Source organism: Capnocytophaga sp. G1920 (assembly GCF_051417515.1).
Genome location: NZ_JBPRKH010000006.1, coordinates 101468 through 116124, shown reverse-complemented (window position 1 = coordinate 116124; position 14657 = coordinate 101468). Strand labels below are relative to the sequence as shown.

The 14657-nt window shown below is 33.3% G+C and carries 15 protein-coding genes; all 15 read right to left on the bottom strand.

All coding sequences use genetic code 11. The features are described from left to right. Window positions 1-44: 44 nt before the first annotated feature. Window positions 45-737, bottom strand: coding sequence for a hypothetical protein (locus ACSQ7D_RS05420; protein WP_437135633.1), 693 nt, complete (start codon window positions 735-737; stop codon window positions 45-47). A gap of 1 nt (window position 738) precedes the next feature. Next, window positions 739-1641 carry a hypothetical protein gene (locus tag ACSQ7D_RS05415; RefSeq protein WP_437135632.1) on the bottom strand — a complete coding sequence of 301 codons (903 nt, stop codon included), beginning with the start codon at window positions 1639-1641 and terminating at the stop codon, window positions 739-741. A 98-nt stretch (window positions 1642-1739) separates the two neighbouring features. Then, a complete protein-coding gene (locus ACSQ7D_RS05410; protein ID WP_198467747.1) occupies window positions 1740-2093 on the bottom strand; it encodes a DUF4280 domain-containing protein in 354 nt (117 codons plus the stop codon). Window positions 2094-2103: 10 nt separating this feature from the next. Then, window positions 2104-2619 (bottom strand): hypothetical protein, encoded by a 516-nt coding sequence (locus ACSQ7D_RS05405; protein ID WP_437135631.1) that lies wholly within the window; start codon window positions 2617-2619, stop codon window positions 2104-2106. Window positions 2620-2655: 36 nt separating this feature from the next. Beyond that, window positions 2656-3174 (bottom strand): hypothetical protein, encoded by a 519-nt coding sequence (locus ACSQ7D_RS05400; protein WP_437135630.1) that lies wholly within the window; start codon window positions 3172-3174, stop codon window positions 2656-2658. 5 nt (window positions 3175-3179) lie between these two features. Further along, window positions 3180-6737, bottom strand: coding sequence for a type VI secretion system Vgr family protein (locus ACSQ7D_RS05395; RefSeq protein WP_437135629.1), 3558 nt, complete (start codon window positions 6735-6737; stop codon window positions 3180-3182). 103 nt (window positions 6738-6840) lie between these two features. Further along, window positions 6841-7539: a hypothetical protein gene (locus tag ACSQ7D_RS05390; protein WP_437135628.1), complete on the bottom strand. Its 699-nt coding sequence runs from the start codon at window positions 7537-7539 to the stop codon at window positions 6841-6843. A 14-nt stretch (window positions 7540-7553) separates the two neighbouring features. Beyond that, complete coding sequence (locus ACSQ7D_RS05385; RefSeq protein ID WP_002678166.1) at window positions 7554-8114, bottom strand: hypothetical protein; 561 nt, start codon at window positions 8112-8114, stop codon at window positions 7554-7556. Between the two features lie 25 nt (window positions 8115-8139). Then, complete coding sequence (tssO, locus tag ACSQ7D_RS05380) at window positions 8140-8661, bottom strand: type VI secretion system TssO (protein ID WP_198467762.1); 522 nt, start codon at window positions 8659-8661, stop codon at window positions 8140-8142. A gap of 30 nt (window positions 8662-8691) precedes the next feature. Next, on the bottom strand, window positions 8692-9843 hold the full coding sequence (locus ACSQ7D_RS05375) for a hypothetical protein (RefSeq protein ID WP_437135627.1): 1152 nt from the start codon (window positions 9841-9843) through the stop codon (window positions 8692-8694). Between the two features lie 53 nt (window positions 9844-9896). After that, window positions 9897-10865 (bottom strand): TssN family type VI secretion system protein, encoded by a 969-nt coding sequence (locus tag ACSQ7D_RS05370; RefSeq protein ID WP_203095042.1) that lies wholly within the window; start codon window positions 10863-10865, stop codon window positions 9897-9899. Continuing rightward, window positions 10862-11800 carry a type VI secretion system baseplate subunit TssG gene (locus tag ACSQ7D_RS05365; RefSeq protein WP_437135626.1) on the bottom strand — a complete coding sequence of 313 codons (939 nt, stop codon included), beginning with the start codon at window positions 11798-11800 and terminating at the stop codon, window positions 10862-10864. Before ACSQ7D_RS05365 ends, ACSQ7D_RS05370 begins: the two co-directional genes overlap by 4 nt. A gap of 61 nt (window positions 11801-11861) precedes the next feature. Then, on the bottom strand, window positions 11862-12494 hold the full coding sequence (locus ACSQ7D_RS05360; RefSeq protein ID WP_437135625.1) for a C40 family peptidase: 633 nt from the start codon (window positions 12492-12494) through the stop codon (window positions 11862-11864). 38 nt (window positions 12495-12532) lie between these two features. Then, a complete protein-coding gene (locus tag ACSQ7D_RS05355; protein ID WP_437135624.1) occupies window positions 12533-13153 on the bottom strand; it encodes a hypothetical protein in 621 nt (206 codons plus the stop codon). 16 nt (window positions 13154-13169) lie between these two features. Beyond that, complete coding sequence (locus tag ACSQ7D_RS05350) at window positions 13170-14654, bottom strand: hypothetical protein (protein ID WP_088595062.1); 1485 nt, start codon at window positions 14652-14654, stop codon at window positions 13170-13172. Window positions 14655-14657 lie beyond the last annotated feature (3 nt).

The window sequence follows — 14657 nt, the reverse complement described above, 5'->3', positions numbered from 1 at the left end:
TCCGAAAGAAGGGGGGCAAGCCGCAAAAGCAATACTATTTTGTTTTACATCATAAAATTGTAATAATCTACGCTTTTCAAGCCTATAATCTTTTTAGTTTTCTCATCTTTTAGATAATCAAAACCAATAAAAATGTTGTTGTAGGCTTTATCGGTACCCCAGTGGGGGATGATTTCTTTGATTTGCTCTTCTTTGAGTTCAAAAACTATGGTAGGGGTTCCCATTAAATTACCAAAATTATCTCCATAGATAGGAACTAATATTTCTGAAAGCTCTTTAGGAGTTGTATCTTTATGGATAGGGTGCCCCTCTACTAACATATACCCATCTATTACAGGCATTCTTTTCGCTGCATAATAAAAAGGATTCAGGTCAGACAATTCTTCTCTACCTTCTGCAAAAGGACGAAAATAGATAAAGAATCTGTCTATTGTAGAATAGTTATCAGCCCACATAGGAATTGTATTCCAAACAGCAACATCTCCATCATAAAATGGGTTACCTAATTTTTTATAAAAGACATCTCTTTTTTCGAGTTTTAAAAGTGTATCGTTATAATATATTTTATACCCTTTGATCTCAAAGCGGTGTTTTTGTTTTTTAAAGGCTTCAATAGCTTCTTTTTCTGTAATGGTTTTGGGGGTAGTGGTGGTATCAGTGTGTTTGTTTTTAGGTGTTTGCCCGTTGCAAGCAAAAACTACAAGGGCGGTTGCAAGAATAATTAATACTTTTTTCATTTTAGGCATTTCTTTTATCGGGTTCTACTATTAAAGAGCTTCTTCGGTAAATACGATTGATATAATAATCGGCAGTTTGAGCGATGTATTGCTGTTCTTTTTGGAAAATGTTTTTGCAATACTGCTGGTATTGTTCTTCACTTCCACTGCTTTTAGCGTATTGCTTGTCGTCGGTTACTTTTAAGTAATCATACATTTTTGATTCGAAATCATTCATTCCCAATCGTTTGTTATAATTTTTTAGGCTTTCCTGTTCGCAAAAAGCTTTTTGCATTCCTTGCAGGGTAGGTGAAAAATTATTGGAATGAGTGTAGGGGGACAATTCATTTAATATATAAGCAATTCTCTCATTGGCATCCCTAATGTTTATCTCCAAATTATGCTTGATAAGGATTTGGTCATCGTTTGGTTCATCCTCAAAGAGTAATTTGAATTTTTTCTGTATTTCATCTCTTGCCTTTTCTAATGTTCTTAAAGCATTGTTAAATTCTTCAACTGCTTCTTTACCTACTTTATCAATTAAATTTTCTGTTTTTTCTATAAATTCGGTTATTGTTTTACAAGTATCTTGAACAAATTCAGCGGTTATTTTTATTTTTTCTATAGCTGAATTGAGAGAAGCTTGTAATTTTTTTAGATCCTCTTCGGCTTTTTTTCCCGTGTGTTTAGCATTTCTAAACTCATATTCGTGCTGGTGCAAGGCTTGGATATTATCGGCGGAAGAGTATAACCATTCCAAAGCGATATCATCAGCCCAATTGGTTTGGCAAGGATGTTGCATAAAGCTCAAGGCTTTTTCTATAAACATTTCAGCTATATCATCTGGAGAAAGAATGATCTCCCCCATTTTTTCAGTTTCATATTTGTTTTCAGCAGAAGCTAAAGCTCTAAAAATACCTATCATTTCTTCTATACAATGTCGTGCTAATTTACCGGCTAAGGAGTGTAGTGGGTGAGAGGGGTCGTCCTTAGCGAGCTGGCTATGGGTGATGAGTGTTTCAATTATTCTACTTCAGATGAGACAAAGTCATTACCTCCTGTATCAGTAAAAGTTATTTTACCTCCTACAGCGCACTGTATGCAGGAAGCACTATTGAGTTCCTTTTTACCATCGATAGTAGAAAAAGAGGTGTTCTCCCATTTTGTAGGAGCAGGCATACAAGGCAAATAACCACTTGTGGTAGGCTTTAGCTTGCACTGACCAAAAGGCATTATATTCACATTGGCTTGTTTATCTTCCTCTGTGGCTTGGAGCTTATTATTTACGCTATCGTGCGTTTGAGAAGTAACGACAAGAGAGGTCTCTATAGTTCCTGCCGTACATTTCATCTTTGCAGTATCTGTGATTGTATTCATTTTACTAAAATTAAGGCGTGATTTCTATCTCTTTAGAATCTTCAGGTAATGCCGTTTGCACGTCATACCGTATTAACAAAAATCCTTTTGTTTTTATAGCCTTCCCTTTTTCATTACGCGCAGGTGAAATGATTTTAATTTTTTTAAAAATAGAGGCTATTTCTTCTTTTATAACATCTTCGTCAAATCCTTGTATATAACTAATGGTTATTTTCCTTTTTTTGATTACAAAATCTACAAAAAAACAACCTTGTACGTGTCCTTTTAAATGAACTACACAATATAAAAGGTCTTTAAAATAGTGTTTGTACTCATCACTATCTTTACAGAAAACAGCAGGTGTTGGGCTTCCTTTTGAGAGTAAAGAGCCATTGAGATAGTTGGTTACAATTAAGGTATCTTTTTGTTGTTCGTTAACAACTTCTCCTTTTACGAGTAAATCGGGCAATACCATTATAGCCTCTTCCTTATCTTGTGCTTGTATAAGGAGCGGAAATAAAAAGAGTATAAATAGGAGTTTTTTCATAATGATATCCGTTTTACAATGTTTATAATATTGAATTTAAGGCAAGATTACTGTCTCTTCAAAACCTTCAGGTAATAGACATTGCACATCAAAACGTATTAATAAAAATCCCTTTGTATCTATGGGCTCTCCTTTTTCATCACGTGCAGGAGAAACGATTTTAGTCCACCTAAAAATTGATTCTATTCTTTCTTTTATCAAGTAATCAAACCCTTCTATGTAATTGATGATTACTTTTCCTTTTTTAGAAATGACAAATTCTATAAAAAAGCAATCTTGTACGTGTCCTTTTAAATGAGTAATATCATATAAAATTTTTTGAAAATGATTTTTATATTCATTAAGGTCTTTACAAAAAACAGCAGGTGTTTTACTTCCTTTAGAGAGTAAGGAACCATTAAGATAGTTGGTTACAATTAAGGTATCTTTTTGCTGTCGTTCATTGATAACTTCTCCTTTCACAAGTAAATCGGGCAAGATCATTATAGCCTCTTCCTTATCTTGTGCTTGTATAAGGAGCGGAAATAAACAGAGTATAAATAGGAGTTTTTTCATACGTTTTAGATATAATATTGCTTTAATTCTTTTTGCATTATGGCTATTTGTGATTTTGTAAAATAATTACTATTATAAGTATAGTCCATATAATTTTGAGTTATACTTTTATCAACCTTATAAGCATAACTTAATATAGAGATTTTGGTTTTATACAGATCTATTTTTTCTTTTAATATTTCAATTTCCCTTTCTTTTATATTTCTTTCACTTATATTTGTATTAAGTAAGTCTTTTTCTTTTTCAATTTGAATATTTATCCTTTGACATTCAGTAGAATTAGGAGAAAAAGTATTGTATTCTTCATTTAGTTTTTTTATTTCTTTTTTATTAGTTTCAATACTGTTGTTTATATTTCCTAATTCTATCTTTGAATTCTTCAACTCATCTTGTTTTTTTTGCATTTCATGATACCAATCTATTAATCTTTTATTTGCGGAGTTTTTTTCGGTTTCATTTTCAAAAAAAGTATGTTCTAAACCTAATACGTGTCCTATTTCGTGTGGATAAGTATTTAGCTTAGTTATTCCACCTTCAAATACAACAACGCCTTGATTTCGGATAGGAATATTTTGTGAATATGCAAGGAGGTCTCCTTTATATTCTTTCATCATTATAAAGATAACAATTCCTTTGAACACTCTATTTAAGTCATATTTTGAGAAATAGTAATCTTCTAAGGCATCAGATAAAAAGAAGGTTTGTGTTAGTTTTTCTACAAAGGGTCTTTCCCCATCTTCATCTGTCCAAAGGATAGGAAAAATACCTCTATCTGCTTTTTCAAAATTCCAATCTTTAACCTTATCTCCGTCCAAAAATTTATCTTTATTAGGTATTTCTGAAAAACAAATGTATTGAATTCCATTAGGATTGGGAACTATTGTACACTTAATACCTGCTTGATTTAAAGAATGATTATTAAGTTTGTCTATTAGATCATTCTGTTTAACTTTATTGTAAAGTTTCTTAGCTTCATTTTCAATAAATGAAAGAGGATGATTATTCTTGTCATAAAATATTACAGGTATTATTTTTATTTCTAATTCCTCTATTATATTAGGAGCCATTTCTATTATCCCTGCAATATTTCCCTCTTCATCTTCAATTTTAATATATTGTGTGTCTGAAAACGTATTTAAGGATTCAATTTCTATGTCGTATTCCTTTTTATGTTTTTTCAATTCAATGATTCCTCCATTAGTTACTCCTTTACCTTTTATTAAAAAATTAGTATTTTCACTAAAACATAAGAACTCTTTAGCCATTTCACCTTCTTTAGGTTTATTCACTTTTTTCTTTTCACTAATGAAAAACGTTGTTAATGTTAGTTTTGCAGTCTTACCCTTAGGAAGAAGTATCCAAGTGGCATAATACTCCTTACCAAAAAGGGTTTTTTTGTAATATTGTTCTTTTACTGCAGCTTGTTTTTCGGCAAAAGAAGTTGCAGACTTGAACTGGTTTGTATTTTTATCAAAGATATAATTAATATCTTTAACTCTTGTTCTTTGAAATCTTTTAATATTTTGAAAATCACTATCCATTTCACAATAGTCAATACCATATTCTCCCTTATAATCACGGGGTCTTATAGTTGCTATTACTTGTACTCCCTCTTTATTTTCATCATTTTGGCTTACTTTTTTTGCCTTAGTTACTTTGTCCATTTTAGGAGACTTGAGTGCCATTGCTTGAGTACCGTGCAACTCCATATTTTCAGAAGCTACAATCATTTGCTTTTCAGCTCCCAACTGTACTTGTTGAGCTGTAGTTTTAATATTTTGGTGTGCACTCATTGCTACATTAGTAACATTCACATTAAAGTTCTTTGTTTCTTCAATATCTATTCTTTGAAGAGATGAGAGAATAAAGTTTTGTTGTGATTTAGCTTTTAATAATTGTGTTGTTTCTATGTTTAAAGTATCAGATTTTAAATTTATTTCTTTAGAATCTATACTCACAGAAGTTAAAGAGGACAATTTTATATTCCCAGATCCATCTAAAAACACTTTATTTCCTCCTTTATCCTCTAAATAAATACTTCCCTCTGCATCATTGATTTTGATTTTTACTCCGCTACGGGTTTGTATGGCTTTGATATCGTTGTTTGTGTTGTGGAAAGGACTGTACTCCTTGCCGTTGTAGTTGCTGCCTATTACATAAGGGCGTTCGGCATTTTGGTCTTCAAAATCAACTAATACTTCCTCGCCTATTTCGGGGATGAAGTAAAAGCCTTTGTCGGATCCTGCGTGGGGTTGTACTACGCGTATCCAAGGGGTCTGTAATTTCTTGGCTACTTGCCAAATAAACTGTACTCGCACGCGTCCTAAGCCCTTAGGATCGTTGTTATCGGTAACTCGGGCTATTTGCTGTTCGGCTCGTGGGAGGGCTTCTTCATCGTAATAGTAAGCGATATACACATCGGGGATGGCGATAAACTCGTTGTAGTAGTCTTGACCTGATTGATAGTGTTTGATATCTATCACTCGGTAGGTTTCCATTGGCTTGCCATTGATGTCTTTGAGTTTTACAAAGCCTCCGATGCGCACGTGGGGGTTGCGACTTTTACCTCGCACTTGCATCAGCTGTTCTCGGCTTTCTTTCTCTCGGCGTACTACATCTTTTAAATAATCACCTCTAAACTGTTCGGGTATGGCTACATAAGGCATCTCGGGCACTTTGGTAAAGACTTTGTTTGAGGCTTTGATAGCTGCAAACTGAAAAGGATTCACTTTGTCCTGCACTCGTACCTCTTGAGTCTTTTTTTGTTCTGTACCTGCTGTTTCGGCATCATAGGACAAATAGGTGAAGTTTTGAGGCTTGATCATTAGTTCAAACTCTACATCGATCATATCATCTCCTTCAAAAAGCTCTACTGTGTTCTGTGCTTCGTTGCTGAAAATAAGCTGGGTGCCATTGTAGTAGAAAAACTCGCCATAACGGCGGGCTAACCTACTGATAAAGTGATAATCGGATTCTTTGTATTGTACCGCATAAGGAATTTTATACTTGGTATTGATCATTCCTTCGGTATTTACCTTGGCTTCTTGAGGGTATTCAGTGGTGGCTTGAGCGATGATTTCGGGGAGGGTTTTGTTTTCATACGACTGACAGTCTTTACCATTTTCTAAAATGATACTTGGTGCATAGCCAGAGATATAGAGCCTGCCGTGTCCGCCTCCTTCGTCTTTGCGGTTGCGGATATTGGCTATAATCCCTTTGAATGACTGTACAATACTTCCGTGATGATGGAAATGAATGGTGATATTTTCTCCCAGAAGATTTTTGGAGTTTTTCATCACTTGCCCTGTGAAGTCGTCGATAGCTGTATCATTGACTACGATGGTAAATTCGTCGTGGGCATTGGTATGTTGGGAAAGTTGTAAAGAAAAAGTAGCTCTATCTAAAAAACCTTCTCCTTTGAGGGAAAGGGTAATCATCACTACAGGATTATCTTTATCTTTCAAAAAATCTTGAAAACTTTTCACCGAAGCAAATTTTGCAAAGGTTTTTGGGTCGTTTACACGACCAGGGACAGATGAGGTGTTATTGTTATTATTTTTCATTGTTAGATAGCTTTTGTATTGCTGCGGACAAATGTACGGAGTTTTTTTAAAAAAGACAAGTTTTTGAATAAAAAAATCTTTTGAATTTTAGGAGATTAGGAGTTTACAAATAAATGAGTTTTTGAACTTTTCCTTTGTTATCAAAAGAGAATTCTTTGGCTATTTTGGTGCGTTTGACAACTTGCAATGTTACTTTAGGGGTGAGCTTTAGCATTTTTTCTCGATAAGAAATATCTCCTATAAAACTTTGTCCTTCGCTTTTGTCTACAATAATGAAGTAGCTATCTATATCGGAAGGTTTTACAAAGCTCTCTAAATTTCCTGCGTAGATAAGGAGTTTTTTGTCTCCACTTTGGAATTGATAGGACAAGGAATTATCTGACAATTTACGATAACGCGATAGTTCGAAACTCTCTATACTGTCTTTTTCGGGTTCAAAGGCTATGTTTTCATACAGGAAAGAGGTTTTATCAAAGCGTTTGATACCTAAGAATGAAAAAAAGCTCTTTTGGGTAGTTTCTTTTTTAAAGGTAAGGAAGTCTCGAGTTACTTGGAAAGTTTTTATTTCTTCGGTTTTGTCGTCTGTAACCGTAAGTTTGTAGGTAGGAAGTTCTACCCAATGGTCGTCTATTTTTAGTTGAACGCTTCCTATGGGTTGTTCTGAGATGAGAATACTAATGGTATGTTTTTGAAAATGGGTATCAGTACGTACCACTACTTTATTTTCGTTTCTATCTTCCCATTTTTCTGAGAGATAGCGGTCTTCATATTGTAGTGTTAGTTTTATTTCGGGTAGTGGCATAGTATTTTTTTTTGTTATTTCAACTGTTTATACCTTCTTAGACATTGTATTAGGGTAATGATGTCATCACTTTGTTTAGGACTTATTAAAAACTCATAGTTTTTATGATAGGTATAAATACTGACTTTGGTTATTTCTTTAAAAATAATCTCATCTATTTCTTTGGCATTTAGCTTATGCGCAAAAGCCCCTTCACAATTGATGGGAAATTGATTTTTTAGGGTTATCTTTTCTCCTGAAGCAAAAAACATATCAAAATCTTCTTCTTTTTTCAAGCAAACAGATTCGTCTAATATTTTGACATATAGGAATAAATCTTTTCCTCTTCTGCCAAACTGAAACACTCCATAAGTGAGTGTATCTTTATTAGCACGCAGATATAAAGGTTGTGCACTTGCAAAATGTCTTCCTTTTAGTTTTTTATGACCTTGTACTATCTTGCAATTGATAGTAACAGGCTCTTTGGGGTTCTTTGAGATGATTTGCAAGCTATCTTGCTTTTTTTCTTCTTGAGCAAAAGTGATAGAAGAAAAGCATATAAAACTTATGAATGAAAGTAAATATATTTTTAACATATCCAATTTGTCTTTTATAGTTACTTTATTCCTGTTGGTATAGTTGTTTGCAAACTTCTAAATCTACTTTCATCTTATCATATTCCTCTTTTAAAGTTTTGTTGATAGTACTAAGGCTATCTAAGGTTTTTTGATTGATGGTAAGTTGTTTTATTTGTTTCTTAGCATCAATGAGCTCTTTGTATACCAAAATAGTATTGTTGTACATATTTTTATTTCTAAGAGAATCTTTAGGGATTTGCTTGTACATATCGGCAAGGATAGAAAGGGCTAATTTTTCGTTGAAAAAATCGTTTTTATAGCCCCCTTGAGGTGTTCCTATAGAATCTACAGCCACTTTTACTTTTTCTAACTGAAAAGAAAAGCCATCTTGAAATTTCATTTCTCGTTGTATGCGAGCATTTTCTTGCTTGAGCAAATCATTTTCCTTGAAAGGAAAGTAGATATTGACAACGAGTGCTAAAATTATAACAAATACAGCAAGAGCGAAAAATAACACGAAAAAGCCTAATGCTTTTGTGCGTTCTTTTTGATTTAATATTTCCATATAGGTTTATTTTTTTGTTGTTAATTTCTATTAATCGGCTAAGAAAGTCTTGCTTCTCTCAGGTTGTAGAGAGCTTTTTTCATTTGTAATTTCAGATACGAAAATGCTGCCATCACGTTTCTTACCAATGAAGTCTAAGCGGTTTAGAATAGCAAATAAATCTTCTAAGGTTTTCATAAAACGTTCAACTTTCACCACAGCATCGCTTATTTGATTGTGGTTGTATTCTGTATTGATTACCTCAGAGAAGACTGTTTCAAACTCTCCTTGACTTACGTTACACCAATCGGCAAAGTAATTGAGCAATTCCTCTTTACCCACTCCTGAACGAGCATCGATAAAGTTCTTAAGCACTCTTGCAAAACCTACTACTGACACTAACATTTCGGCAGGGGTACTATAGAGTGTAAGCCAGCGAAAATGATTGATTTCAGTAGCTAAGTAGTAGAGCATTCTATCGGTCATTTGCTCTATGATAGCAGCTAATTTATTGGTCTGGTTTTTAGTATGTATTTTTTGAGCGATTTGGATAGCATAAATTTCCATCTGACCATAGAAACGGTCAATTTCGTTGTATAGCTGCTGTAGTTTTTGGTGAGAAGCTACCAGTACACAAGGTGGAATATAAGAACTATCAAGATTGGTATTACCACCACTTACCCATATTTTTCCCACAATGAGATAATGCCCTCCTACGCCCATATCCTTTCTGAGTTCCTCTTCCTTCACTAAAGAAAGGTAGTATTCAGGCTCGGTATAAGGGTCGCGAGGTGGATTTTCCTCAGGGTCAGGGTCTCCACAAGGGACACGCTTGAATGGATTGACAGAAATACAAGCTAATAACGCAACCTCATCTTCTTTTATCTCTTTGATAATTTCGGGATATGAAAAAGAGAGCGTACTCTGTTCCGTGTTAGAACTGATGTCTATTCGAGAGCCATTAGGGGTAATTGCGTGGCATTCTTCTATACGGAGTCGGAGGTTTTTATGGGTGTCTACTGACAGATTCATTCTCAGTGGGTCGTTGACGGGCAACAATCCATAGGTAAGCATTGAGGTGTGTACCCCTATGGCATCGCGTACCGAATCGATGACGAAGTTTTGAATATCTATAAAATACCTTTTATTGATTTTCATTCCATCAATAAAGTTCACTGGCAAATGGGTGAGTTTTTCTGTCATTGTTATTCTATTTATTTTATATCTGTTGAGTTATTATCTTAAGTAAAGTGAGACTAATAAGCTTGAACTCGTTCATTGTCCTTTTCTTTACTGTATTCAAAATCTGTTTCTTGGTCACTATTATTGATTGCGGTGTCGGAAACGAGTGTTCGCATACAAATGATGTAGCTATTCTCTTCTATTCCATTCATATATAGGGTAAACTTAGGGTCTATATATTTAGTGGATTCGTACCATTTAGGTTGTTTGAAGAATACCCAATTATAAAAGCCATCCTCATTTTGTATCTCAATAGGAGCATCGGCAAAACGCTCGTTGTAATCTTCTACAAAATTGTAGAACAAGCGCCCAAAATCTATTCGGGTAGGCCCTTTGGCACGATATAAAGTATAGTCTTTATCCTTTTCTTCTTTTTTTATCATTAGTGTGAATACTACTAAATCGCGCATCTCATCATCGCTCACACCTACTAATTCTTTGTAGTTTTCGGGGAATTGCCAAGTGGTGTAGATTTTAGGTGGTATCTTTAGAGAATGGTTGAAGCTCGCATTTACTAAAGTAGGTATGAAAAAGACTATAAAATTGCCCATCATTAGGGGCATATAGTACATTCCGTTTAAAAAAGTGTAAATTAACAAAAAAGGTACTGCGGCATATAGCACAACTAATAAGGCAAAAAATAGTTCTTTGAACACATCGTCCTCCAGTTTGAATTTGTTGAAAAACAAACGATAAAAATAACAATGAAAGAAGCCAAGTGTTAAGGTGCAAATTTGATAGAAGACAAATTCACTTAGGGTTTTCCCTTCAAAGAGGCGGCTATATCCTAAAAAGGCAATGACTGCATACACCAATACTGTTAAGAACAGATAGATGTAGATGTTAGTTTTATACTGTTTGAACTCAGGTACTTTCTTTGAAAAAATGATGGTAATAGCTATACACATAGCTACTAAAAACAATAATATTACCAATAGACGAGGGTCGAACAAATTGATGAAGTAATTCTTTAACTCTTTCATATACAAGTGTTATAACCTAAAATAGGGTCGTTGTTTTCTTTTAATTCAAATTGGCTTTCTTCTTCTGAGAGCAATACACTTAACTGGATTTCTACTTCCAAAGGAAAAAAATGCTCACAGAACATTATAACGAATTTTTCTTTATTGCCCCCAAGAATGTAATTGGTGAAAGCAGAATGCTTTAAAGGACCTATCTCAAGGGTCAGGTGTTTGGTATAATCTTCATAGGCTGTACCTGTGATCATATCTACTCCTAAGTAGATGTCTTCTCCCAAGCAAAAACCTTGTGATTCATCAAAATAAGTGGCAAACTCTTTTTCTTTGATATGTACTTCTTCACCTAAAAGTTTTGAGAGTATTTGCACTGTAAGAGGAATATTGCCTACTATTTTGTAGCTATAAGGTAACAACCTTATGAATTTAGAGACTAAGAGCGTAGGAAAATCTTTTGAAATGCCCCAAAGTTCATAGAATAATGTAGAAATTTCGTTGGCATTAAGCTCTTTAAAGCTATCTTGTTCAAAGGATTCTATTTCTACTCCTAACTTAAAAATCTCATTCTCAAAAGGACTAAAAAAGGTACGAGCTGCTTTTTCTTCTTGTTTCCTCTCTCTGTAATCTTTGAGCATCGTTTCTACTCCCTTGCCTTGAGTTTCATTCTTGGTATGATGAGCGACACTTTCGGGGAGTATATCGTACAAACTATCACGAGAAAGGCTTACCTCTATCAGTTGGGTAGGATCGTAGTTGAAATCAGTAAGTTTTGCACTTAGTACATCGGCGCGATAACCGCGTACAAACTGCCCTTGGTGTTTTACTACATACTCATTGTCAGAGATGATTCCTTTGTCTAACAAGTGGTTTAATAGCACTTCTGCCCTTATATCATAAGGTAACCGATTTATCTCATTTATAACTCCTGTTAGGTGTTCCATTTTGATAGTTTTTCAACGTTGCAAATGTACAAAAAAAATACAAAAGTGCAAATTTTTGTTTTTATTTTTTCTCTTTGAGCCTTCCAGCACTTGTATAGCGTTTTTGGAAGTACTCATCATTGAAATCATAGATGTTTAGCCCTTGTGTGGTACAAGCTAATATCCTGCCATTTCCTAAATACAATCCTACATCGGAAATAGGTTTGAACTTATCGTATCTAAAGAACAAAATATCACCTTCTTTTAAGTAAGTACGCCCTGTGAAAAGTTGTAAATCCTTAGAGCGGAAAATGCCATCGGGAGTCTTGGGAAAAGTAGTTTCATACACTTCACTAAACAATGCCTGTATAAAGTAAGAAGCATCTGCTCCTTCTTGTTTTTCTAAGGTCTTTTCCTTATAAGGTGTTCCTATCCACTCATCTATAAAAGCATAGAGCTTATAATTAGTGATTTTTTTAGGAGGTACAGCCAAAATAATAGAGTATTTCTCTCTTAAGGCTAATTCCTTATCGGATAGGTTTTCTCCCTTATCATCTACCAAGGTATATTGCTCATTGATTTGTTTCTTTTGGGCTAACACTGCTTTGTAGAAAGCATCGGTAGGGTAATGATAAGGAAGCTCAGCAAGATAACGGCTTGATGAGCAGGATAGTAGTAAAGCACTACTTATTAAGTAAATAAACTTTCCAAACATAAATAATTCTTAGTTATTTGTTAAAAAAAATATACAATTTACCATTCTGCATTATAACGATATTTTTCTTTCTCAGGGCTTAATATCTCTAATTCTATAGTATCTCCCTTGGTTAGGGTCTCTACAAGTTCTGGGTTCTTTCGTTTGAACTCAGAAAGCAGTTCTTTATAGACAAGAACAATTGTATCTTCATAAGTTTCCCCTGTTAGGTCACTCTTTCTTATAGGGTGTTTTGCCAAGGGTATATATTGCTCTAAACTCTTGTATATTCCCACAAATTCAAAAGGTTCAATAGGAATATATCTCTCATATATAATTTCTCTTTCTCCTAAAGGTGATATTTTTATTTCGCCCCATACTTCCCCTTTATCACTACCAATAAAAGATAAATTTCCATATCTATCGTAATCTAACGCATAAGCATAGATATCATCTATTTGTTCTCCTTGAACAAAATAGTTTAGTTTTACTTTTGCAGATGAAAAATAAGGGTTTCTCAATTTTATTTTTTTATTCAAATATAAAGACACTTTCTTGTCGCTATATTTAATAAAATTTACTTCAATAACATTATTACTCAACTCTACTATTTGAATTTTTTTGCTTGTATTACAACCTATAATAAATAGCATTGCAACTATAAATACACATTTATTCATACACACAAAACAATTTTTATAAATTTATAAAAAAACAATCAATTAAAATACCTTCTTCTACTTTTTTGTAAAATATAGTAACCTCATTGTGTCCTCCTTCAAGCTCTTCTATCTTTTTAATTTTACCATTGAACAAACCTTCTAATGTATTATAACTAATTTCTGCAGTTTTATATCCTTTTACCAAAAATGTAGAACGATGAAGTTCTTTTGTGAACTCCATTACTCCCTCGTACTTAGATTTATCTAACTTCTTCTTATCTAACTGTCTACCTTCTTCCATAAATTCTTCCATTGGCGAAAAAACAATATCCAACGTTTTTTTCATCAACGTTAAATGAAGAGCAACAATCCCTATAGCTCTAAATGTAGCTTTTCCGAGACGTTCAAAAGATTTTGAAAATGTAACAACATCTCTTGCAAATGCATTCACATCATTACCTCCTCCTGCTAAATCTACTAAACTAGAAAAATTAAAATATAAACTTGCTGCATTTTTTACGAAATACAAATTCTTAGGAATCGTTAGTTTTCCTCTCATTGCTTCTAACTGATTAATCCCTTTTGTCGTTTCTCCTTTCATAAAAAAACCTTTATTTCGTACTCTCTTAAAGGTTACTAGTTTATTGTTTAGCAATTCTTTATATTCTTTTAAGGTTTTTATATTTCCTTGAATAATATTCCCTTTATTAGTAACTAAAAAACCTTTTTCTAATTTAGCAATGGCCATCTTTTCAGAAATTAGTTTAGATTTTTCTTCTAAAGCAACTGTAGTTCCTACAATCATAAAATCATTTACATAAGTATTTATATTGTTATTTTGTTTATTAGAGGGTTTTATTTTAGTTAATTCATCTAAGAATTTTAATTTATCCTCTGTAGTAGTTAAAGGATTCTTTTCATCTATTACAGAATTATCCAAATAGCTGATTTCATCAATAGTTGTAAAAAGCAAAGGACTACCATCATAAGCATACATTTCTGGCACGCCATAACTATAGCCATTCTCTTCCATTACTGGTTTTATGAATATATTACGTTCATTTTTAACATTTAAGTAATTTTCACTTTTATCTGGAAGGTTAATTGTAATATCTCTTTTATTATATTTCACTTCCCAATAAAGTTCAATCTCATAGCCTGTATCTTCTTCTATGTACTTATTCCAATCAGGTTTCAAAAAGACTTCAAGTAGAGCTTTACCATTTTTTATAATACATTCTTTAGGGTTTTCTATTTTATCATCCAAATTAAAACTATCAACCCATATAAAAGTATCATATTCATATAATTGTAAGCTAAGTTTATCCCCATCTTGTATAAGAGCTCCCATTATCTCTATATGAAAATACACAGTATCTTCTAAAGAAGCATTTGTGATAACACTTTTTCCTTCTTTATCAGCACTCCACCATCCTTTTATAAAAACACCTTTTTTTATTGTAAAAGGTACTATGGGATTTCTTTTTATTTCCTGCCATTTTCCAAATTCTACTGCCATAAT